The organism is Clostridium chromiireducens (assembly GCF_002029255.1).
Lineage (GTDB): Bacteria > Bacillota > Clostridia > Clostridiales > Clostridiaceae > Clostridium > Clostridium chromiireducens.
Window position 1 is genome coordinate 20,345 of record NZ_MZGT01000001.1, and the last position, 22,137, is coordinate 42,481.

Sequence of the window (22,137 nt, forward strand, 5' to 3'; positions counted from 1 at the left end):
CCCTTGTTTGAATTAAATAATTTTGATGCAATACAAATTGGTTTAGCGTCTCCAGAACAAATAAGACAATGGTCAAGAGGAGAAGTTAAAAAACCTGAAACAATAAACTACAGAACATTAAAACCAGAAAGAGATGGTTTATTCTGTGAAAGAATCTTTGGACCAATGAAAGATTGGGAATGTCATTGTGGAAAATATAAAAGAGTAAGATATAAAGGGATAGTTTGTGACAGATGCGGAGTTGAAGTTACAAAGGCTAAAGTAAGAAGAGAAAGAATGGGGCATATAGAATTAGCTGCCCCAGTATCTCACATCTGGTATTTCAAAGGAATTCCATCAAGAATGGGATTAATTTTAGATATGTCTCCAAGAGCTTTAGAAAAAGTTTTATATTTTGCGTCTTATATAGTAATAGATCCAAAAGAGACACCTTTATTAAAGAAGCAGCTTCTTAATGAGAAAGAGTATAGAGAAGCAGTAGATAAATATGGTGACGAAAGCTTTGTGGCAGGCATGGGAGCAGAAGCTATTCAAGAATTACTTGATGAAATTGATTTGGAAAATGGATCAAAAGAACTTAAAGAAGAGCTTAAGCAAAGTACCGGCCAAAAGAAAGTTAGAATTATAAGAAGACTAGAAGTTGTTGAATCTTTTAGAAAGTCGGGAAATCGCCCTGGCTGGATGGTTATTAATGTGATACCAGTAATACCACCAGATTTAAGACCTATGGTTCAATTAGATGGTGGTAGATTTGCAACGTCTGACTTAAATGATTTATATAGAAGAGTAATAAATAGAAATAATAGATTGAAAAAATTATTAGATCTAGGTGCACCGGATATCATAGTTAGAAATGAAAAAAGAATGCTTCAAGAAGCAGTAGATGCACTTATTGATAATGGTAGAAGAGGAAGGCCAGTAACTGGACCTGGTAATAGACCTTTAAAATCTCTTTCGGATATGTTAAAGGGTAAGCAAGGTAGATTTAGACAAAACTTACTTGGAAAAAGAGTTGACTATTCTGGTAGATCAGTTATAGTTGTTGGACCAGAATTAAAAATGTATCAATGTGGACTTCCAAAAGAAATGGCTATAGAACTATTTAAGCCGTTTGTAATGAAGAAGCTAGTACAAGATGGAATCGCCCATAATATAAAGAGTGCTAAAAGGATGGTAGAAAGAGTATTACCTCAAGTATGGGATGTGTTAGAAGAAGTAATTTCAGATCATCCGGTATTACTTAACCGTGCACCTACATTACACAGACTTGGTATTCAAGCATTCCAACCTGTACTAGTAGAAGGTAGAGCAATAAAACTTCACCCATTAGCATGTACAGCTTATAACGCTGACTTTGATGGAGACCAAATGGCTGTACATCTTCCGTTATCAGTAGAAGCTCAAGCAGAAGCTAGATTCTTAATGTTAGCTGCAACAAATATTTTGAAGCCGTCAGATGGTAAACCAGTTTGTGTTCCAACACAAGATATGATTCTTGGATCATACTATTTAACGATGGATAAGAATGGTGCAAAAGGGGATGGAATGACATTCTCAAGCAAAGATGAAGCTATAATGGCATATGAAGTTAAAGAAATTGATATACATGCTCAAATCAATGTTAGAATGTTTAGAGAAATTGATGGTATAGTTAAGTCTAAGATAATTAAAACAACAGTTGGAAAGATTATATTTAATGAATCAATTCCACAAAACTTGGGATTAATTAATAGAGAAAATGAAGAAGAAATGTTCAATCTAGAAGTTGATTTCTTAGCTACTAAAAAGTCATTAGGCACGATAATTGATCAATGTTATATGAAGCATGGTCCGGTTAAAACATCTATAATGCTTGATAATATTAAAGCATTAGGTTATCATTACTCATCAATTGGAGCTGTAACAGTTGCTTCATCGGATATTATAGTTCCTGAAATAAAATATGAACTGCTTAAAGAAGCGGATGAAACAGTTGATAAAATTGAGAAAATGTATAAAAGAGGATTCATATCTGATGATGAAAGATATGAAAGAGTTATAGAAAAATGGACTCAAACAACTGAAGACGTAGCTAATGCACTAATGGATAGTCTTGATAAGTTTAATCCAATATATATGATGGCAGATTCGGGAGCCAGAGGTTCTAAATCTCAAATCAAGCAATTAGCGGGTATGAGAGGACTTATGGCGAGTCCATCAGGTAAGATTATTGAGTTACCTATTAGAGCTTCCTTCAAGGAAGGTCTAGATGTTATAGAATACTTCTTATCAACGCATGGAGCAAGAAAAGGTAATGCGGATACAGCTTTAAAGACTGCCGATTCAGGATATTTAACTAGAAGACTTGTTGATGTATCGCAAGATGTTATTGTAAGAGAAGAGGATTGCGGTATAGATAACGGAATCTATGTAAGTGAAATAAAAGAAGGCAGCGAAGTTATCGAGGAATTAAGAGAAAGATTAATAGGTAGATATCCTGCAGAAGATATCGTTAATCCTGCTACTGGTGAAGTATTAGTTGCAAGAAACGAATATATGGATCCAGATGTTGCTGACAAGGTAGTTTCAGCAGGGATTAAAAAAGTAAAAATCAGATCAGTATTTACATGTAACTGTAAAGTTGGTGTTTGTGCAAGATGTTATGGAATGAATATGGCAACAGCTAAAAAGATTGATATTGGAGAGGCTGTTGGAATAATAGCGGCTCAATCAATAGGGGAACCAGGAACACAACTTACAATGAGAACATTCCATACAGGTGGAGTTGCGGGAGCGGATATAACTCAAGGTTTACCTAGAGTTGAAGAGTTATTTGAGGCAAGAAAGCCAAAAGGACTTGCGATAGTAAGTGAAATAACTGGTACTGTTAGAATAGAAGAAACTAAGAAAAAGAGAACTGTTGTAGTAATGAGTTCTGATGGAGAAGAGCGTAGCTACGATATACCATTTGGTTCAAGATTAAGAGTGGCTGATAATGATTATATTGAAGCTGGAGATGAAATCACAGAAGGTTCAGTAAATCCACATGATATAATGAGCATAAAGGGTATAGATGGTGCAAGAAGATACTTGCTTTCAGAAGTTCAAAAAGTTTATAGATTACAAGGTGTTGATATTAATGATAAGCACTTAGAAGTAGTTGTTAGACAAATGACTAGAAAGATAAAGATTCTTGAATCAGGAGATACAGATTTATTGCCAGGAACAATGATTGATATGTTTGACTTCTATGAAGAGAATGCTAGAGTTAGAGAATTTGGTGGAGAAGAAGCTAAAGGAGAACAAACTCTATTAGGTATAACTAAAGCAGCATTAGCGACTGATAGTTTCTTATCTGCGGCTTCATTCCAAGAAACTACAAGAGTTTTAACAGAAGCAGCAATTAAAGGAAAGATTGATCCGCTGGTTGGATTAAAGGAAAATGTAATAATTGGTAAATTAATTCCTGCTGGGACTGGAATGATGAGGTATAGATCCTTAAAAGTAGAAACAGACGAGGAATTAGTTGAAGAAGCTATTGGAGAAATGACTGAAGAATAAACTTTTAATTATATTGACATGTATAAGGTAAAATGATAAAATACAATTTGTGTGATTTTAAATACAAAATCACACAAATAAATGTCAATATAATCAATTTGTGAATTAAATTGATATCTTACGATAAAGAGATCAATTTACTACATAAGATTTAGACATAATTATTGAAATTATATAACGTGATTAAATAAATGTATGTTATATAATCTATTAAATTAGCGTTTATCTTAATTAAAAAATAGATAAATAAATTTCAGGAGGTGAAAAAATGCCAACTATTAGCCAATTAGTAAGAAAAGGCAGAAAATCAGCAGTAGTTAAATCAACTGCACCAGCACTTAAAGAGTGTCCTCAAAAAAGAGGGGTATGTACAGTAGTTAAAACAACAACTCCTAAGAAGCCTAACTCAGCGTTAAGAAAAATTGCCAGAGTTAGATTAACAAATGGATTTGAAGTAACTGCATATATTGGTGGAGTAGGTCACAACTTACAAGAGCATAGTGTTGTTCTTATAAGAGGTGGAAGAGTTAAGGACCTTCCTGGTGTTAGATACCATATTGTAAGAGGTGCATTAGACTGCGCTGGAGTAGCTAACAGATTACAAGGAAGATCAAAGTACGGTGCTAAGAGACCTAAGAAAAAATAGGACTTTTAACAAAGAATAGTGCTTATCTTCAACAGAAGTTATAGATTTAACATAAGTTTATATAGATGTAAGAGATAGCACTTTACGGTATTAGAAAAATGCCGAGTACCGATGAACTTAAATTTAAAATGTTAAGGAGGGAAGAAAAGTGCCAAGAAAAGGACATATTGCAAAAAGAGATGTATTACCAGATCCAGTGTACAATTCAAAAGTTGTTACTAAATTTATAAATAGTATAATGGAAGATGGTAAGAGGGGTGTAGCCCAAAAAATATGCTATGATGCATTTGAATTAATAGCAAAAAGAAGTGGAAAAGAACCTTTAGAAGTATTTGAAGAAGCTATGAACAATGTAATGCCATTACTAGAAGTTAAAGCTAGAAGAATAGGTGGTGCTACTTATCAAGTTCCAATAGAAGTTAGACCAGAAAGAAGACAGACTTTAGGAATAAGATGGATGTTAATAGCAGCAAGAAAAAGAGGCGAAAAGCTAATGCTTGAAAGAGTAGCTGGTGAATTACTAGATGCTTCTAACAATACAGGAGCAGCTGTTAAAAAGAGAGAAGATACTCATAAAATGGCAGAAGCTAATAAAGCATTCGCTCATTACAGATACTAATATATATCAAAAACTGTTTTGGCTTATGCCAAGGCAGTTTTGTCAAATTAAATTATATTTACTCGTTGAGAGGAGGACAAATAAATGGCTAGAAAATATCCTTTAGAGAAATTTCGTAATTTCGGTATAATGGCCCACATAGACGCAGGTAAGACAACAACAACAGAGCGTATATTATTCTATACAGGTGTAAGTCATAAAATAGGGGAAGTTCATGATGGTGCAGCTACAATGGACTGGATGGTTCAAGAACAAGAAAGAGGTATAACAATTACTTCAGCTGCGACTACATGTTTCTGGAAGGACCATGAACTTAATATCATTGATACTCCTGGTCACGTAGACTTCACGGTTGAAGTTGAAAGATCATTAAGAGTACTTGATGGAGCTGTTACAGTTCTTGATGCTAAGAGTGGTGTTGAACCACAAACTGAAACTGTTTGGAGACAGGCGGATAAGTATGGAGTACCAAGAATGATTTATGTAAATAAGATGGATGCAACAGGTGCAGATTTCTTTAGATGTATAAGTACAGTTAAAGAAAGATTAAAAGCAAATGCGGTGCCGATTCAGATTCCAGTTGGAGGCGAAGAAAACTTTAAGGGTATGATTGACCTTATAAGAAATGTTGCTATTATGTATTATGATGATCTTGGAAAAGATATGAGAGAAGAAGCTATACCAGCAGAATATGCTGATCAAGCCGAAGAATACAGAAGTGCAATGATAGAAGCTATTGCTGAAACCGATGAAGAGTTAATGGAAAAGTATTTAGAAGGTGAAGAAATCACTGAAGATGAATTAGTTAGTGCGTTAAGAAAAGCAACAATAGCTAATGAAATTTATCCATGTATCTGTGGATCTTCATACAAAAACAAGGGTGTTCAACAAATGATTGACGGCGTAGTAGCTTACTTACCATCACCATTAGACATCCCTGCTGTAAAAGGAACAACATTAGATGGTGAAGAAGATCAAAGAGAAGCTTCAGATTCTGAACCATTATCAGCATTAGCATTTAAGATTGCTACTGACCCATTCGTTGGTAAATTAGCTTTCGCAAGAATATATTCAGGAATAATGGAAAGTGGTTCTTATGTTCTTAACTCAACAAAAGGTAAGAAGGAAAGAATCGGTAGACTTGTTAAGATGCACTCAAATTCAAGACAAGAAGTTGAAGCTTTAGAAGCCGGTGAATTAGGTGCTGTAATTGGACTAAAGAACACTACAACAGGTGATACTTTATGTTCAGAGTCTAAGCCAATAATACTTGAATCGATGGAATTCCCAGAACCAGTTATAAATGTAGCTATTGAACCAAAAACAAAGGCTGCTCAAGAAAAAATGGGAATGGCATTAGCTAAATTAGCTGAAGAAGATCCTACTTTTAAGACTTGGACTGATACAGAAACAGGTCAGACAATTATTGCTGGTATGGGAGAACTTCACTTGGAAATAATTGTTGATAGACTTACAAGAGAGTTTAAGGTTGAGTGTAACGTTGGAGCTCCTCAAGTAGCATACAAAGAAACAATTAGAAATGCTGTTAAAGCTGAAGCTAAATATGCTAAACAATCAGGTGGTAAAGGTCAATACGGTCATGCTGTAATTGAAATGGAGCCAACTGAAGGTGAATATGTATTTGAAAATGCAGTTGTAGGTGGAGCTATTCCTAAAGAATATATCCCAGCTATCGATGCAGGTATCAAAGAGGCATCTTTAAATGGTATAATTGCTGGATACAATGTTATTAACTTTAAAGTTAAGTTAGTACATGGTTCATACCATGAAGTTGACTCGTCAGAAATGGCATTTAAGATTGCAGGATCTATGGCATTCAAAAATGCTATGGCTAAAGCAAGTCCAGTACTTCTTGAGCCAATGATGAAAGTTGAAGTAACAGTTCCTGAAGAATATATGGGAGATGTTATTGGAGATATCAATTCAAGAAGAGGTAGAATGGAAGGAATGGAAGCTGTTAATGGAGCTCAAGTTATAAGAGCGTTTGTACCATTATCAGAAATGTTCGGATATGCTACTTCATTAAGATCTAGAACTCAAGGTAGAGGTGTTTACTCAATGGTATTCGATCACTACGAAGAGGTTCCAAAGAATATTCAAGAACAAATTGCTGGCAGCAGAGCTAAGTAATAGATAATATGTAACTTTGGTTAATACCTATAGTTTAAGTGATAGTTTATAAGATATAATTATTTTGAATAATTTTTATATAAATGGTAAAAAACTTAAATAATAGATATAGATATTAAAATATCTATAAGTTATAATATTTACGAAAAGATTCATTAAATTATTGTCTATCAAGGGAGGAAAATTATAATGGCAAAAGCAAAGTATGAAAGAAGTAAGCCACACGTTAATATTGGAACAATAGGTCACGTAGACCACGGTAAGACAACATTAACAGCAGCAATCACAACTGTATTATCAAAAAAAGGATTTGCAGAAGCGTTTGACTATGCATCAATCGATAAAGCACCAGAAGAAAAAGAAAGAGGAATTACAATCAACACTGCTCACGTTGAATATCAAACAGAAAGCAGACACTATGCTCACGTTGATTGTCCAGGGCATGCTGACTATGTTAAGAACATGATAACAGGAGCAGCACAAATGGATGGAGCTATCTTAGTTGTATCAGCAGCAGATGGTCCAATGCCACAAACAAGAGAACATATACTATTAGGATCAAGAGTTGGTATAGAATACATGGTAGTATTCTTAAACAAAGCTGATATGGTAGATGATCCAGAATTATTAGAATTAGTTGAAATGGAAGTTAGAGAATTATTAAGCGAATATGACTTCCCAGGAGATGATATTCCAGTAGTAACAGGATCAGCATTAAAAGCATTAGAAAACCCAACAGATGAAGAAGCAAGCAAATGTATCTTAGACTTAATGGATGCAGTAGATAGTTATATCCCAACACCAGAAAGAGCTACAGATAAGCCATTCTTAATGCCAGTAGAAGATGTATTTACAATCACTGGTAGAGGAACAGTTGCAACAGGAAGAGTTGAAGCTGGAGTACTTCACGTAGGAGACGAAGTAGAAATCGTAGGATTAAGTGAAGAAAAGAAGAAGGTTGTAGTAACTGGAATCGAAATGTTCAGAAAGTTATTAGACGACGCGCAAGCTGGAGATAATATCGGAGCATTATTAAGAGGTGTTCAAAGAGCTGATATCGAAAGAGGTCAAGTTTTATCAAAACCAAATTCAGTACACCCTCACACTAAATTTGTAGGTCAAGTATACGTACTTAAAAAAGAAGAAGGTGGAAGACATACACCATTCTTTGATGGATATAGACCACAATTCTATTTCAGAACAACAGACGTTACAGGATCAATAAAATTACCAGACGGAATGGAAATGGTAATGCCAGGAGACCACATTGACATGAATGTTGAATTAATCACTCCAATCGCAATGGATGAAGGATTAAGATTCGCTATCAGAGAAGGTGGAAGAACTGTAGGTTCTGGAGTTGTTACTAGTATAGTAGAATAAGAAATCTTTGATTTAGATTTCAATTAATAAAAGCAAGGAATAAGTTTCCTTGCTTTTATTTTCAGATGTGATAAAATGTTTATGAATTTTTAATATAAGTACATCGAGATAAAAAGTAGAAATAAAAAAATACATAAAAATATTGTAATGGAATCAAAAAGATATAAGAAAAGTTAAGATAAAATACAAAACAAAAAAAGTTGAAAAAATGTAAAAAAAAAAGCTTGAAATGACAAAGCAACAATAGTATAATTAAGAAGTTGCATAGCATACAGCGAAGATTCGAGAGGTTGCCGGACTTCCGGGTAATTCTTGATGAGCAAGTTTGGATCTAGAATCCGACGGCAGGGATTAAGTAGAATGTTGGAGTGTTGAGAAACACCTGGAACAGTTTACAGAACAATCGCTGTTGTGCGTTAGAAGTAAAACGTACATAAAAAGGAGGGAAATGAAATGTCAAAGCAAAAAATAAGAATTAGATTAAAAGCATTTGATCATACAATATTAGATCAATCTGCTGAAAAAATCGTAGAAACTGCAAAAACAACAGGAGCTAAGGTTGTAGGTCCAGTACCTCTACCAACTGAAAAAGATGTTGTTACAATATTAAGAGCGGTTCATAAGTACAAAGATTCAAGAGAACAATTTGAGATAAGAACTCATAAGAGATTAATCGATATTGTTAATCCGTCACCTAAAACAGTTGATGCATTAATGAGATTAAATCTTCCAGCAGGTGTTGATATAGAAATCAAACTATAATACTGGAAATAATATAAAAAAACGGCTAGTTATGATTGTTAACAGTCCGCTAATTAGTTTGGGAGGTGTAAATACATGAAAAAAGCTATAATTGGAAAGAAAATAGGAATGACACAAATTTTTGATGAAAAAGGTAAGGTGATTCCTGTAACTGTAGTAGAAGCTGGCCCATGTGTTGTTGTTCAGAAGAAAACATTAGAAAATGATGGATATGAAGCAATACAAGTTGGTTTCGATGAAATAAGAGAAAAGTTAGCTAATAAGCCAAGAAAAGGTCATTTTGCAAAGGCAGGAGCTACTTTAAGAAGAACTCTTAAAGAATTTAGATTTGACGATATAAGTCAATATGAAGTTGGTAATGAAATAAAAGCTGATGTATTTGAAACAGGTGAAAAGGTTGATGTATCTGCAGTATCTAAGGGAAAGGGCTTCCAAGGATCAATTAAGAGATGGAATCAACAAAGAGGACCTATGACTCACGGTTCTAAGTTCCATAGAGCACCAGGTTCAATGGGAGCTTCATCAGATCCGTCAAGAACATTCAAGAACAAGAGAATGCCAGGACATATGGGATCTGTTAATACAACAGTACTTAATTTAGAAGTTGTTAAAGTAATAGCTGAAAAGAATTTAATACTAATTAAGGGTGGAATCCCAGGACCTAACAAGGGTACAGTAGTAATTAAAAATACAGTTAGAGCTTAATTTCTTTAGAGAAAGGAGGAAATAAAATGCCTACAGTAGGAGTATTTAATAAAGAAGGAAATAAAGTTGCAGATATGGAGTTAAATGAAAGTGTATTTGCAGCAGAAATTAATGAAAATGCGTTACATCAAGTAGTAGTTGCATTATTAGCTAACAAAAGACAAGGAACTCAATCAGCTAAAACTAGATCTGAAGTTAGAGGAGGCGGAATTAAGCCTTGGAGACAAAAGGGTACTGGAAGAGCAAGACAAGGTTCTATCAGATCACCACAATGGATCAAAGGTGGTATTGTATTCGCACCAAAACCAAGAGACTATAGAGTTTCAATTCCAAAAAGCATGAGAAAGGTTGCTATGAAATCTGCTTTAACTAGCAAGGTTCAAGATAATCAAATGATAGTTCTTGATTCATTAAATTTCGAAGCACCAAAAACTAAAAATGTAGTAGAAATGCTAAAAGCTTTAGAAGCAAATAAAGCGTTAATCATAACTGCAGAATCAAATGAAGTAGTTTATAAATCAGCAAGAAATATTCAAGGAATAAGTGTTATTCCAGCAAACAACATCAATGTATATGATTTGTTAAAATATGAGAAATTAATCATAACTAAAGATGCTGTATCAAAAATTGAGGAGGTGTACGCATAATGAAATTAACTAGCCATGATATAATAAGAAAGCCAATTATAACTGAAAAGAGTATGGCGTCTATGGCCGACAAAAGGTACACTTTCATAGTTCATGCTGATGCTAATAAATCTCAAATAAAGAGAGCAGTAGAAGAAGTTTTTAATGTGAAAGTTGAATCAGTTAATACTATTAACGGCTTAGGTAAGACTAAGAGAGTGGGCGTACATGTAGGTAAGAGATCAGACTATAAGAAAGCTATCATTACATTAACTGAAGAAAGCAATGGAATTGAATTCTTTGAAGGAATGCAATAGTAGTACAATAAAGCCATTATTGGTGATAAACACCAGAGAAGCTTGAAGAAGGAGGGAATTTTAAATGGCAGTTAAAAAGTTTAACCCTATTACACCATCAAGAAGACAAATGACTATGCCAACTTTTGAAGAAATAACTTCACAAGAACCAGAAAAGTCACTTCTTGTTGCATTAAAGAGTAAAGCGGGTAGAAATGCTCAAGGTAAAATTACTGTTAGACATCGTGGCGGCGGTGTTAAGAGAAAATATAGAATAATAGATTTCAAGAGAAATAAAGATGAAGTTCCAGCAAAGGTTGCAACTATAGAATATGATCCAAACAGATCAGCATATATAGCGCTAGTTATATATAGTGATGGAGAAAAGAGATACATTCTTGCACCAGCAGGTTTAAAAGTTGGAGATGTAGTAGAATCTGGAGTTAATGCAGATATTAAACCAGGAAATGCTCTTCCATTAAAGAATATACCAGTAGGTACTGTTATTCATAATGTAGAATTACAAAGAGGTAAAGGTGGTCAATTAGTTAGAGCGGCAGGTGGATCAGCTCAATTAATGGCTAAAGAAGGAGATTATGCAACTCTTAGATTACCATCAGGTGAAATGAGATATGTAAGAATCGAATGTAGAGCTACAATAGGAACACTTTCTAATGCAACAAACGATATAGTTAATATCGGTAAAGCTGGTAGAAAGAGACATATGGGATGGAGACCAACAGTTAGAGGATCTGTAATGAACCCTAATGATCACCCTCACGGTGGTGGTGAAGGTAAATCTCCAGTTGGTAGACCAAGTCCAGTTACTCCATGGGGTAAACCAGCACTTGGATACAAAACTAGAAAAACTAAGAAATATTCAGATAAATTTATTATCAAAGATAGAAGAGCTAAATAGTTTGAGGAGAATAGTAAGTTCTCTTCAAAGCTTAGAGCTCAGTGTTTAGGAAGGGAGGCATATTAGTGAGTAGATCAACAAAGAAAGCACCTTTTATTCATGAAGGACTTTTTAAGAAGATAGAAGAAATGAATAGCAATGGAGAAAAAAAGGTTGTAAAGACTTGGTCAAGAAGTTCAACAATTTTTCCACAATTCATAGGACACACAATTGCAGTTCATGATGGAAGAAAGCACGTACCAGTATATATATCAGAAGATATGGTTGGCCATAAGTTAGGTGAATTTGTATTAACTAGAACTTATAAAGGTCATGACGATAAAACATCAAAAAGATAGCCTGGAAAGGAGGATCATAAATGGAAGCTAGAGCTATAGCAAAATATATTAGAATGTCTCCAACAAAGGTAGGAGTAATTCTTAATTTAATAAGAGGAAAACAAGTTAATGAAGCTTTTGCTATTTTACAATATACTCCAAGAGAAGCAGCAGTTGTAATAAACAAAGTTTTAAAATCAGCAGTTGCTAATGCAGAAAATAATATGGAATTAAACGCTGATAACTTATATGTTTCAGAATGTTTCGTTGGTCAAGGGTCAACATTAAAGAGATTCCAACCTCATGCTCAAGGTAGAGCATTCAAAATCTTAAAGAAAACAAGCAATATAACAGTAGTTGTTAAAGAAAGAGCTTAGTTTATAAAAGGAGGGAAAAGTAAGTGGGTCAAAAAGTAAATCCTCATGGCCTTAGAGTAGGTGTTATCAAAGGATGGGACGCAAAATGGTATGCTAATAAGAAAAATTTTGCTGATAATCTTATAGAAGATAACAAAATTAGAAAATTTGTTAAAAAAGAACTTTTTTCAGCAGGTATTTCTAGAATAGAAATTGAAAGAGCTGCTAAGAGAGTTAAATTAAATATACACACAGCAAAACCTGGTGTTATTATAGGAAAAGGTGGATCAGGAATCGAAGCTTTAAAGAATAAATTAACTCAATTTGTTGAAGGTAAGAATATCTTAATAAATATAGTTGAAGTTAAAAGCGCAGAGGCTGATGCACAATTAATGGCTGAAAACATTGCTGCACAATTAGAAAAAAGAATTTCATTCAGAAGAGCAATGAAACAAACAATGCAAAGAGCTATGAAACACGGAATAAAAGGTGTAAAAACTGCATGTTCTGGTAGATTAGGTGGAGCTGAAATAGCAAGAACTGAACATTATCATGAAGGAACAATTCCACTACAAACATTAAGAGCTGATATTGATTATGGATTTGCTGAAGCAGATACAACATACGGAAAAATCGGAGTTAAGGTTTGGGTTTATAATGGAGAAGTTCTTCCAACTAAGAAAGTAGAAAAGGAAGAGGCTAACGCATAGGAAAGGAGGAATAGATCATGTTAATGCCTAAAAGGGTAAAACATCGTAAGGTGCAACGTGGTAGAATGAAAGGTAAGGCAACAAGAGGTAATTTCTTAGCTTATGGAGATTACGGAATTCAAGCATTAACTTGTGGCTGGATTACAAGTAATCAAATTGAATCTGCCAGAATTGCTATCAATAGATACATTAAAAGAGGTGGAAAACTTTGGATAAAGATTTTCCCGGATAAACCAGTTACAGAAAAGCCAGCTGAAACAAGAATGGGTTCAGGTAAAGGATCACCAGAATATTGGGTTGCAGTAGTTAAACCGGGTAGAATTCTGTTTGAATTATCAGGAGTACCAGAAGTAACTGCAAGAGAAGCAATGAGACTTGCTTCACATAAACTTCCTGTAAAGACAAAATTTGTTTCAAAAAGAGATTTTGAGGAAATGGGTGGTGAAGAATAATGAAGGCTAGAGAATTAAAAGAATTGAAATCAAGCAATCCTCAAGATTTAACAGTAAAGTTGGGCGATCTTAAAGCAGAATTATTTAACTTAAGATTTCAATTAGCTACAGGACAATTAGAAAATCCAATGAGAATAAGAGAAGTTAAGAAATCTATAGCCCAAATAAAAACCATCTTAAGAGAAGAAGAATTAAAAGCATTGGAACAATAAAATTGGAAGGAGGTAAGCCCTAATGGAAAGATCATTAAGAAAGAAAAGAATTGGTAGGGTTGTTTCTGATAAAATGGAAAAGACTATTGTAGTAGCTGTTGAAACTAAGGTTAGACATCCGTTATATGGAAAAACAGTTAATAAGACTACAAAGTTTAAAGTACATGATGAAAATAATGAAGCTAAAATTAATGATAGAGTATCAATCATGGAAACTAGACCTTTATCTAAAGATAAGAGATGGAGACTTGTTGAAATAGTTGAAAAAGCTAAATAGGCTTTAAAACTGAAAGGAGGGTAATTTAATGATACAACAACAAACCTTATTAAAGGTTGCAGATAATTCAGGTGCAAAAGAAATTATGTGTATCAGAGTCTTAGGCGGATCTAAAAGAAAGTTTGGTAATATCGGTGATGTTATAGTTGCTAGCGTTAAAAGTGCAACACCAGGTGGAGTTGTTAAAAAAGGTGATGTTATAAAGGCAGTTGTAGTTAGATCAGTAAGAGGCGTAAGAAGAGCCGATGGTTCATACATTAAATTTGACGAAAACGCAGCGGTTATAATTAAAGACGATAAACAACCAAGAGGAACTCGTATCTTTGGACCTGTTGCTAGGGAGCTAAGAGATAAGGAATTTACCAAAATTCTATCATTAGCACCAGAAGTTCTATAAGAGGAGGTGGCCAACTTGAAGATACATGTAAGAAAGAATGATACAGTTATTGTTATATCTGGTAAAGATAAAGGCAAAACTGGTGAAGTGTTAAAAGCATATCCAAAGACAGGAAAGATTCTTGTTCAAGGAGTTAATATAGTAAAGAAACATCAAAAAGCTAATAAGGGTCAAGTTGAAAGCGCTATAATTGAAAAAGAAGCGGCAATCAACAGCTCAAAAGTTATGTTATATTGTAACAAATGTAAGAATGCAACTAGAATCCAAAATGAGATTTTAGCTGACGGCACTAAAGTTAGAAAATGTAAGAAGTGTGGAGAAACATTCTAGAATTTGAAAGGAGGTAACTAATATGACAAGACTTCAAGAAAAATATCAAAAAGAAGTAATTCCAGCGATGATTGAGAAGTTCGGATACAAAAACATAATGGAAGTTCCGAAGTTGGAAAAAATCGTAATAAACATGGGAGTTGGAGAAGCTAAAGAGAACCAAAAAGTTCTTGAATCAGCAGTTAATGACTTAACTTTAATTGCAGGTCAAAAACCTGTATTAACAAGAGCTAAGAAATCTGTAGCAAACTTCAAAATTAGAGAGAACATGGCATTAGGATGCAAAGTTACACTAAGAAAAGCTCAAATGTTTGAATTTGCAGATAAGCTAATGAGCATTGCATTACCAAGAGTTAGAGACTTCAGAGGAGTTTCAAGCAAGGCTTTCGATGGTAGAGGTAATTATTCATTAGGAATAAAAGAACAATTAATATTCCCAGAAATAGAATATGATAAGATAGATAAAGTTAGAGGAATGGATATAATCTTCGTTACTTCAGCTAACACAGACGAAGAAGCTAGGGAATTATTAAGATTCCTTGGAATGCCATTCGCTCAATAATAAGGAGGGAAACACATTGGCACGTAAGGCTATTATTGAAAAGTGGAGCAAAACTCCTAAATTTAAAACTCAAGCTTATACAAGATGTAGAATATGTGGAAGACCACATGCGGTATTAAAGAAATATGGAGTATGCCGTATTTGTTTTAGAGAGCTTGCTTATAAGGGCGAAATTCCAGGTTGTAGAAAAGCAAGTTGGTAGTATATACAATGTAACGAAAGGAGGCACATTAAATGGTTATGACAGATCCTATAGCAGATTTATTAACTCGTGTAAGAAATGCTAATGCTGTAAGACATGAAGTGGTAGAGGTACCTTCTTCAAATGTAAAGAAGGAAATTGCAAATATATTATTACAAGAGGGTTATATAAAAGAAATTAATGAATATAACGATGGAGTTGTTCCTATGTTAAGATTATCTCTTAAATATGGAGCTAATAAAGAAAGAGTTATAACTGGTATTAAGAGAATTTCTAAGCCAGGATTAAGAGTTTATTGTAAGAAAGATGAAGTACCAAAGGTTCTTAATGGATTAGGTATTGCTGTTGTTTCAACTTCAAATGGAATAATGGTAGATAGAGAAGCTAGAAAGAACAGTTTAGGTGGAGAAGTAATCTGCTACGTTTGGTAAGATTTCAGATAAATTAAACTAAATAAAATTGCAGAAAATGCAATTTTGAAATAATATAGGAGGTGCAATTATGTCAAGAGTAGGTAGATTACCAATAGCTATCCCTTCTGATGTAACTGTTACTGTAACACCAGACAACGTTGTTACAGTTAAGGGACCAAAAGGCGAACTAGTTAAAACTATGCACAAAGATATTAGCATAGCTGTTGAAAACAATGAAGTAATTGTTACTAGACATAGTGAACAAAAAGATCACAGAGCTCTTCATGGTTTAACAAGAGCATTAATTAATAATATGGTAATTGGAGTTAAACAAGGTTACCAAAAGACATTAGATTTAGTTGGTGTTGGTTATAGAGCTCAATTACAAGGAAAGAAACTTGTGATGAACCTTGGATATTCACATCCAGTTGAAATTGAACCTATTGACGGAATCACATTTGAGACTCCAGCTGCAACTAGAGTAATAGTAAGCGGAATCGACAAAGAAAAAGTTGGATTTGCAGCAGCAGATATAAGAAAATGGAGAGTACCAGAACCATACAAGGGTAAAGGTATTAAATACGAAAATGAAGTGATCAGACGTAAAGAAGGTAAGACTGGTAAGAAATAATAGAAAGGAGTGAGTTTTATGTTCAAGAAGGTAGACAAAAAGGCGAGCAGAGAAAAACGTCACCTTAGAGTTCGTAAAAAAGTTTTTGGTACTGCGGAAAGACCAAGACTTTCAGTTTTTAAGAGTGAAAAGAATATTTATGCACAAGTTATTGATGATATAAATGGTGTAACAATAGTAGCTGCTTCAAGTTTAGATAAAGATTTTGCTGCTAAAGGCGGGAATAAAGAAGGTGCTAAACTAGTTGGAGAAGCAATAGCTAAAAGAGCTATAGAAAAAGGAATTGATGCAGTGGTATTTGATAGAGGCGGATACATATATCACGGAAGAATTCAAGAATTAGCACAAGCAGCTAGAGAAGCAGGCTTGAAATTCTAATAAACAAGGAGGGAAATAAATGAGAATCGATCCTAGTACACTAGACCTTAAAGAAAAGGTTGTTTTCATAAACAGAGTTACTAAGGTTGTTAAGGGTGGTAGAAACTTCAGATTCAGTGCTCTAGTTGTTGTCGGAGACGAGAACGGACACGTTGGTGTTGGAACTGGTAAATCTATTGAAATCCCAGAAGCAATAAAAAAAGGTATAGAAGATGCTAAGAAAAACTTAGTAAGCGTTGCAATGGTAGGAACAACAATTCCTCACCAAGTTAATGGTAAATTTGGAACTTCAAACGTTCTAATTATGCCAGCTAAAGAAGGTACAGGAGTTATTGCTGGAGGTCCAGCAAGATCAGTACTTGAATTAGCAGGATTAAAGGATGTTAGAGCTAAATCATTAGGTTCAAACAATCCAAACAACATGGTAAATGCTACAATAAACGGATTAGCTAGTTTAAGAACAGCTGAAGATATCGCTAAATTAAGAGGCAAATCTGTAGAAGAAATATTAGGTTAGGAGGTATTGCAATGGCTAAATTAAGAGTTACATTAGTAAAGAGCTTAATAGGTAGAAAGAAAGACCATATCGCTACTGCAAACGCTCTTGGACTTAAGAAAATAGGAAAAACAGTAGAACCTGAGGCAACACCTCAAGTACAAGGTATGATAAAAAAGATAGAATATCTATTAAAAGTAGAAGAAGTATAAAAATAAGGAGGTGCACTGAATATGAAACTTCACGAATTAAAACCAGCAGCAGGTAGCAAGAAAGCACCTAAAAGAATTGGTAGAGGTACTGGTTCTGGCTTAGGAAGAAATGCTGGTAAAGGTGAAAAAGGTCAAAATGCAAGATCAGGTGGTGGCGTAAGACCTGGTTTTGAAGGCGGTCAAATGCCTTTATATAGAAGACTTCCTAAGAGAGGTTTTACAAACATTTTTGCAAAGAAGATTGTTAGCATAAATCTTGACAGATTAAATATCTTTGAAAATGGTACAGAAGTTACTCCAGAATTATTACTTGAAAGAAGAGTTGTAAGTAAGGTTCTAGACGGAGTAAAGATTCTTGGAAACGGAACATTAGAAAAAAGCTTAACGGTTAAAGGATGTAAGTTCTCTAAGTCTGCTATAGAAAAGATTGAGGCAGCTGGGGGAAAAGTTGAGGTGATGTAAAGTGCTTCAAACTCTACGTAATGCATTCAAGGTTCCTGAACTTAGAAAAAAGATTTTATGGACGATATTACTAGTTGCAATTTTCAGGATGGGAAGTCATGTTCCTCTTCCTGGAATTAACTCTGACTATTTGAAAAATCTGTCTCAATCTGGAGGACTATTAGGATTTTATGATATGCTTTCAGGGGGCGCATTTAGTAGATCCAGTATTTTAGCATTAGGAGTTATGCCATATATTAACGCATCAATTATAATTCAACTATTAACTGTTGCTATACCGCAACTAGAGCAGCTTTCAAAAGAAGGCGATACTGGTAGAAAGAAAATACAAAATGCAACACGTTATGTATCTCTTGGAATTGCATTCATATTAGCGTATGGAATTTATGCAACAATTTCAAGTAGTGGAGCAACAGCTGGATTAAATTCAATTCAAAAAGTTATTATTGTTTTTGCTTTAGTAGTTGGAACAACATTCTGTATGTGGTTAGGAGATCGAATCACAGTTAAAGGTATTGGAAATGGGACGTCTATATTAATATTTGTTAATATAATTTCAAGAGTTCCAACAACAATCGGATCAATGCTTACACTTAAGGAAGCAGGAAGTGCAAGTATTATAGAAATTGTATTATTTGGAGTATTTGCTGTACTGTTGCTTGCCACTATATTATATTTTTCTTTGTCCGAAAGAAGAGTACCTGTGCAATATGCAGGTAAATTCGCTTCAGGGAATAGTAATATGGTAAAAGCACAATCAACAACACACATCCCATTAAGTATAATTGGATCTGCTGTTCTTGCGATTATATTTTCTATGTCAGTAATGGAATTTCCAAAAACAATTGCAACATTATTTGGTGGAATTGGAGAAGGTCAAAAAGAGTGGGCAAAATGGATACTGACAAATCCTACATCTATATTCAACCAGAGAAGTTGGATGTATGTAGTGTTATATGCAGTACTTACCTTATTCTTTAATTGGTTTTATACTCAAATCACATTTAAACCAGATGAAATGTCTGAGAATTTGCATAAATCTGCAGGATTTGTGCCAGGTGTAAGACCAGGAGAAGAGACTACAGTATTTTTTGAAAGGGTGCTTAATAGAGTATCTTTTATTGGAGGGATATTAGCAGCAGTTTTAGCTGTAACTCCAGTTTTAGTTCAAAATTATACGCAATTTCAAAATATAGCTTTTTCAGGAACTGGATTATTAATTGTTATAAATGTTGCATTAGATTTTACAAGAAAAGTGGAGTCACAAATGGTGGTTAGACACTATAAGGGATTTCTTAAATAGATTAGAATAAATGGAGATGAAGCCAGTGAAGATAGTATTACTAGGTCCTCCTGGAGCTGGAAAGGGAACACAGGCTAAATCGATCAGTAATAAATATTCAATACCACACATTTCTACGGGAGATATTTTTAGAAAAAATATTTCTGAAAACACTCCTTTAGGAATAGAGGCAAAAGGTTATATAGATAACGGTCAGCTAGTTCCTGATGAAGTAACTATTAACATGGTTAAAGATAGGCTACAGCAGGATGATTGTAATGCTGGATATTTATTAGATGGTTTTCCTAGAACTGTGGCTCAGGCTGATGCTCTTAACAGCTTTCTTATAGAGAGAGGCGAACAATTAGATACTGCATTATTAATAAAGGTACCTAATGAGTTTATCTTAGAAAGAATGACTGGTAGAAGAGTATGTCCATCTTGCGGAGCAAGTTATCATGTTAAATTTAATCCTCCAACTCATGAAGGAAAATGTGCTTTGTGTGGAAGCGAAGTTATACAAAGAAAAGACGATACAGTTGAAACTGTAAAGGAAAGACTTGATGTATATCAAAGAGAAACACAACCACTAATTGAATTCTACAGCGATAAACACTTGCTATCAGAAGTAGATGGAACGAAAGCTATTAATGAAGTTTTCAGAGGAATATGCGAAATGTTGGGGAACAACAAATAATGATTATCATAAAGAATCATGATGAAATAGCCATAATGAGAAAAGCAGGTAGAATAGTAGGAGAAACATTGCTATTGCTTGAAAAAGAGGTAAAACCCGGGGTAACAACTGCAAACTTGGATAGAATAGCAGAAGAATTTATAACTAAGCATGGAGCAAAACCTTCATTTAAAGGCTTATATGGTTTTCCTTCGTCACTATGTATTTCAGTAAACGAGCAAGTAATACATGGATTTCCAGGGAATTATGTTCTTAGGGAAGGTGATATAGTTAGCGTAGATTGTGGTGCATTTTTTAATGGATTTCACGGAGATGCTGCAAGAACCTATCCCGTTGGAAATGTTTCAGTAGAAGCTCTAAAATTAATAGATATAACAAGAGAGAGTTTCTTTCAAGGTATAAAGTATGCCGAAGATGGAAATAAATTAACTGATATATCGCATGAGATACAAAGCTACGTAGAAGCGGCAGGTTTCTCAGTTGTAAGAGATTTTGTAGGGCATGGGATTGGACGTAAGGTTCATGAAGATCCAAATGTACCTAATTTCGGCAAACCTGGTAAAGGTCCAAAATTGCTTGAGGGTATGGTATTAGCCATAGAACCTATGGTTAATGCAGGTACTAATAAGGTGAAGACATTGAAAGATGGATGGACAGTTGTGACAGCAGATTCTTCTTTATCAGCACATTATGAAAATACAGTTGCAATTTTATCAGATGGACCTGAAATTTTAACACTGATTAAGTAGAAAAAAGAGTGTTGCTTAGTTATAAATTTGCATAATACCGTTGTGGTAGTGTTAATTTATACTAAGGTAATCATTGAGGTGAAAAATTTGCAAAACAATGACTTGATTGGAAAAGTAGTACTTTCGAAAGCAGGAAGAGATAAAGATCACTTATATGTTATTGTTAGGCAGATAAATGATAATTATGTATTACTAGCTAATGGGGATACAAAATTAGTTAATATGCCTAAGAAGAAAAAGATTAAACACTTAAGTATTTTAGAGGATATAGATGATGAGATTTTATCATCAATACAATCATGCGATAAGAGTACTGATTTAAAGATTAAGAGATTCCTAAAGCTTAGAGGCATTGTTAAGGAGGGTTGATTACCTTATGTCAAAAGATGACGTTATAGAAATGCAAGGTACGGTATTAGAATCTTTACCAAATGCTATGTTTCAAGTTGAACTTGAAAGTGGCCATAAGATTTTAGCACACATATCGGGTAAATTAAGAATGAACTTCATAAGAATTTTACCAGGAGATAAAGTTACAGTAGAACTTTCTCCTTACGATTTAACAAGAGGTAGAATTACATGGAGAGCAAAATAAGGTAGATATAAATTACATTTAAGTTCTACCACAAAAGTAATATGAGGAGGGTTAGCTATGAAAGTAAGACCATCAGTTAAGCCTATTTGTGAAAAGTGCAAAGTAATCAGAAGAAAAGGAAAAGTAATGGTAATCTGTGAAAATCCTAAGCACAAGCAAAAACAAGGCTAATGATCAAGTTTACAATATTATTTACATTAAAATAAATGTAAATAATATTGACATTTCAGCAAAAGTCAAATATGATTATATAGTCGTTTAATTAATCAAAAATAAATTTTAGGGCGGCTGGCAATGGTAATTATCTATTGACCTAAAATTTTATTATAAATATAAAATCAACTTTTATACATTTCAATTATCAGGAGGTGTAAATTTTAATGGCAAGAATATCAGGTATTGATCTACCAAGAGAAAAGAGAGTTGAAATAGGTTTAACTTATATATATGGGATAGGATTATCAACTTCACAAAAAATCTTAGCTGTAACAGGAATTAATCCAGATACAAGAGTTAAGGATTTATCAGAAGAAGAAGTTAATGAAATCAGAACTTATATCAACAAGAATTTAATGGTTGAAGGTGACTTAAGAAGAGATGTCGCTTTAAATATCAAGAGATTAGTAGAAATAGGATCATACAGAGGAATTAGACATAGAAGAGGTCTTCCAGTTAGAGGACAAAAAACTAAGACTAATGCAAGAACTAGAAAAGGTCCTAAAAAGACAATAGCTAATAAGAAGAAATAGTAAGGAGGGAA

At 33.9% G+C, this 22,137-nt stretch carries 33 protein-coding genes; all 33 read left to right on the forward strand.

Features of this window, described 5'->3' with window-relative positions; translation table 11 throughout:
- Nucleotides 1-3: 3 nt before the first annotated feature.
- The 33 genes from rpoC to rpsM all read left to right on the forward strand — a co-directional run bounded on the left by rpoC (nt 4) and on the right by rpsM (nt 22,126).
- Entirely contained in the window at nt 4-3,540 is a 3,537-nt protein-coding gene (gene rpoC / locus CLCHR_RS00105; protein ID WP_079437630.1) for a DNA-directed RNA polymerase subunit beta', read from the forward strand.
- Between the two features lie 268 nt (nt 3,541-3,808).
- On the forward strand, nt 3,809-4,186 hold the full coding sequence (gene rpsL, locus CLCHR_RS00110) for a 30S ribosomal protein S12 (RefSeq protein ID WP_008419822.1): 378 nt from the start codon (nt 3,809-3,811) through the stop codon (nt 4,184-4,186).
- Nucleotides 4,187-4,334: 148 nt separating this feature from the next.
- The gene (rpsG, locus tag CLCHR_RS00115; protein ID WP_079437631.1) at nt 4,335-4,805 is read left to right on the forward strand and encodes a 30S ribosomal protein S7; all 471 of its coding nucleotides are present in this window, start codon (nt 4,335-4,337) and stop codon (nt 4,803-4,805) included.
- 84 nt (nt 4,806-4,889) lie between these two features.
- On the forward strand, nt 4,890-6,956 hold the full coding sequence (fusA, locus tag CLCHR_RS00120; RefSeq protein WP_079437632.1) for an elongation factor G: 2,067 nt from the start codon (nt 4,890-4,892) through the stop codon (nt 6,954-6,956).
- Between the two features lie 189 nt (nt 6,957-7,145).
- Complete coding sequence (gene tuf / locus CLCHR_RS00125; protein WP_079437622.1) at nt 7,146-8,339, forward strand: elongation factor Tu; 1,194 nt, start codon at nt 7,146-7,148, stop codon at nt 8,337-8,339.
- A gap of 453 nt (nt 8,340-8,792) precedes the next feature.
- Nucleotides 8,793-9,101, forward strand: coding sequence for a 30S ribosomal protein S10 (rpsJ, locus tag CLCHR_RS00130; protein WP_008426564.1), 309 nt, complete (start codon nt 8,793-8,795; stop codon nt 9,099-9,101).
- Between the two features lie 75 nt (nt 9,102-9,176).
- Nucleotides 9,177-9,806 (forward strand): 50S ribosomal protein L3, encoded by a 630-nt coding sequence (rplC, locus tag CLCHR_RS00135; RefSeq protein WP_079437633.1) that lies wholly within the window; start codon nt 9,177-9,179, stop codon nt 9,804-9,806.
- Between the two features lie 26 nt (nt 9,807-9,832).
- A complete protein-coding gene (rplD, locus tag CLCHR_RS00140; RefSeq protein ID WP_079437634.1) occupies nt 9,833-10,453 on the forward strand; it encodes a 50S ribosomal protein L4 in 621 nt (206 codons plus the stop codon).
- Complete coding sequence (rplW, locus tag CLCHR_RS00145) at nt 10,453-10,749, forward strand: 50S ribosomal protein L23 (RefSeq protein WP_079437635.1); 297 nt, start codon at nt 10,453-10,455, stop codon at nt 10,747-10,749. The genes rplD and rplW overlap by 1 nt, the downstream gene beginning before the upstream one ends.
- Before the next feature lie 64 nt (nt 10,750-10,813).
- Nucleotides 10,814-11,647 (forward strand): 50S ribosomal protein L2, encoded by an 834-nt coding sequence (gene rplB, locus CLCHR_RS00150; protein WP_079437636.1) that lies wholly within the window; start codon nt 10,814-10,816, stop codon nt 11,645-11,647.
- A gap of 65 nt (nt 11,648-11,712) precedes the next feature.
- Nucleotides 11,713-11,985: a 30S ribosomal protein S19 gene (gene rpsS, locus CLCHR_RS00155; RefSeq protein ID WP_079437637.1), complete on the forward strand. Its 273-nt coding sequence runs from the start codon at nt 11,713-11,715 to the stop codon at nt 11,983-11,985.
- 20 nt (nt 11,986-12,005) lie between these two features.
- The gene (gene rplV / locus CLCHR_RS00160) at nt 12,006-12,341 is read left to right on the forward strand and encodes a 50S ribosomal protein L22 (protein ID WP_079437638.1); all 336 of its coding nucleotides are present in this window, start codon (nt 12,006-12,008) and stop codon (nt 12,339-12,341) included.
- Nucleotides 12,342-12,364: 23 nt separating this feature from the next.
- Nucleotides 12,365-13,030 carry a 30S ribosomal protein S3 gene (rpsC, locus tag CLCHR_RS00165; RefSeq protein ID WP_079437639.1) on the forward strand — a complete coding sequence of 222 codons (666 nt, stop codon included), beginning with the start codon at nt 12,365-12,367 and terminating at the stop codon, nt 13,028-13,030.
- 17 nt (nt 13,031-13,047) lie between these two features.
- Nucleotides 13,048-13,482: a 50S ribosomal protein L16 gene (rplP, locus tag CLCHR_RS00170; protein ID WP_079437640.1), complete on the forward strand. Its 435-nt coding sequence runs from the start codon at nt 13,048-13,050 to the stop codon at nt 13,480-13,482.
- Entirely contained in the window at nt 13,482-13,694 is a 213-nt protein-coding gene (rpmC, locus tag CLCHR_RS00175) for a 50S ribosomal protein L29 (RefSeq protein WP_009167820.1), read from the forward strand. Before rplP ends, rpmC begins: the two co-directional genes overlap by 1 nt.
- A gap of 22 nt (nt 13,695-13,716) precedes the next feature.
- Nucleotides 13,717-13,971: a 30S ribosomal protein S17 gene (rpsQ, locus tag CLCHR_RS00180; RefSeq protein WP_079437641.1), complete on the forward strand. Its 255-nt coding sequence runs from the start codon at nt 13,717-13,719 to the stop codon at nt 13,969-13,971.
- Nucleotides 13,972-13,999: 28 nt separating this feature from the next.
- The gene (rplN, locus tag CLCHR_RS00185) at nt 14,000-14,368 is read left to right on the forward strand and encodes a 50S ribosomal protein L14 (RefSeq protein ID WP_079437642.1); all 369 of its coding nucleotides are present in this window, start codon (nt 14,000-14,002) and stop codon (nt 14,366-14,368) included.
- Nucleotides 14,369-14,383: 15 nt separating this feature from the next.
- Nucleotides 14,384-14,698, forward strand: coding sequence for a 50S ribosomal protein L24 (gene rplX, locus CLCHR_RS00190; protein WP_079437643.1), 315 nt, complete (start codon nt 14,384-14,386; stop codon nt 14,696-14,698).
- Between the two features lie 22 nt (nt 14,699-14,720).
- Complete coding sequence (gene rplE / locus CLCHR_RS00195) at nt 14,721-15,260, forward strand: 50S ribosomal protein L5 (protein WP_079437644.1); 540 nt, start codon at nt 14,721-14,723, stop codon at nt 15,258-15,260.
- A 16-nt stretch (nt 15,261-15,276) separates the two neighbouring features.
- Entirely contained in the window at nt 15,277-15,462 is a 186-nt protein-coding gene (locus tag CLCHR_RS00200) for a type Z 30S ribosomal protein S14 (protein WP_015390350.1), read from the forward strand.
- 32 nt (nt 15,463-15,494) lie between these two features.
- Entirely contained in the window at nt 15,495-15,893 is a 399-nt protein-coding gene (gene rpsH, locus CLCHR_RS00205; RefSeq protein WP_079437645.1) for a 30S ribosomal protein S8, read from the forward strand.
- A 70-nt stretch (nt 15,894-15,963) separates the two neighbouring features.
- The gene (gene rplF / locus CLCHR_RS00210) at nt 15,964-16,506 is read left to right on the forward strand and encodes a 50S ribosomal protein L6 (protein ID WP_079437646.1); all 543 of its coding nucleotides are present in this window, start codon (nt 15,964-15,966) and stop codon (nt 16,504-16,506) included.
- An 18-nt stretch (nt 16,507-16,524) separates the two neighbouring features.
- A complete protein-coding gene (gene rplR / locus CLCHR_RS00215; protein ID WP_079437647.1) occupies nt 16,525-16,884 on the forward strand; it encodes a 50S ribosomal protein L18 in 360 nt (119 codons plus the stop codon).
- A 19-nt stretch (nt 16,885-16,903) separates the two neighbouring features.
- A complete protein-coding gene (rpsE, locus tag CLCHR_RS00220) occupies nt 16,904-17,401 on the forward strand; it encodes a 30S ribosomal protein S5 (RefSeq protein WP_079437648.1) in 498 nt (165 codons plus the stop codon).
- 11 nt (nt 17,402-17,412) lie between these two features.
- Nucleotides 17,413-17,592 carry a 50S ribosomal protein L30 gene (rpmD, locus tag CLCHR_RS00225; protein WP_008426606.1) on the forward strand — a complete coding sequence of 60 codons (180 nt, stop codon included), beginning with the start codon at nt 17,413-17,415 and terminating at the stop codon, nt 17,590-17,592.
- 21 nt (nt 17,593-17,613) lie between these two features.
- Nucleotides 17,614-18,054, forward strand: a complete 441-nt coding sequence (gene rplO / locus CLCHR_RS00230) for a 50S ribosomal protein L15 (protein ID WP_011967525.1) — start codon at nt 17,614-17,616, stop codon at nt 18,052-18,054.
- A 1-nt stretch (nt 18,055) separates the two neighbouring features.
- Nucleotides 18,056-19,357 carry a preprotein translocase subunit SecY gene (secY, locus tag CLCHR_RS00235; RefSeq protein ID WP_079437649.1) on the forward strand — a complete coding sequence of 434 codons (1,302 nt, stop codon included), beginning with the start codon at nt 18,056-18,058 and terminating at the stop codon, nt 19,355-19,357.
- A 25-nt stretch (nt 19,358-19,382) separates the two neighbouring features.
- Complete coding sequence (locus CLCHR_RS00240) at nt 19,383-20,033, forward strand: adenylate kinase (protein WP_079437650.1); 651 nt, start codon at nt 19,383-19,385, stop codon at nt 20,031-20,033.
- On the forward strand, nt 20,033-20,782 hold the full coding sequence (map, locus tag CLCHR_RS00245) for a type I methionyl aminopeptidase (RefSeq protein ID WP_079437651.1): 750 nt from the start codon (nt 20,033-20,035) through the stop codon (nt 20,780-20,782). Before CLCHR_RS00240 ends, map begins: the two co-directional genes overlap by 1 nt.
- 87 nt (nt 20,783-20,869) lie before the next feature.
- Entirely contained in the window at nt 20,870-21,151 is a 282-nt protein-coding gene (locus CLCHR_RS00250) for a KOW domain-containing RNA-binding protein (RefSeq protein ID WP_079437652.1), read from the forward strand.
- Nucleotides 21,152-21,158: 7 nt separating this feature from the next.
- Nucleotides 21,159-21,377, forward strand: a complete 219-nt coding sequence (gene infA / locus CLCHR_RS00255) for a translation initiation factor IF-1 (RefSeq protein WP_002582630.1) — start codon at nt 21,159-21,161, stop codon at nt 21,375-21,377.
- 57 nt (nt 21,378-21,434) lie between these two features.
- Entirely contained in the window at nt 21,435-21,548 is a 114-nt protein-coding gene (rpmJ, locus tag CLCHR_RS00260; RefSeq protein WP_003156543.1) for a 50S ribosomal protein L36, read from the forward strand.
- Between the two features lie 209 nt (nt 21,549-21,757).
- Entirely contained in the window at nt 21,758-22,126 is a 369-nt protein-coding gene (rpsM, locus tag CLCHR_RS00265) for a 30S ribosomal protein S13 (RefSeq protein ID WP_011967530.1), read from the forward strand.
- Nucleotides 22,127-22,137: the final 11 nt, after the last annotated feature.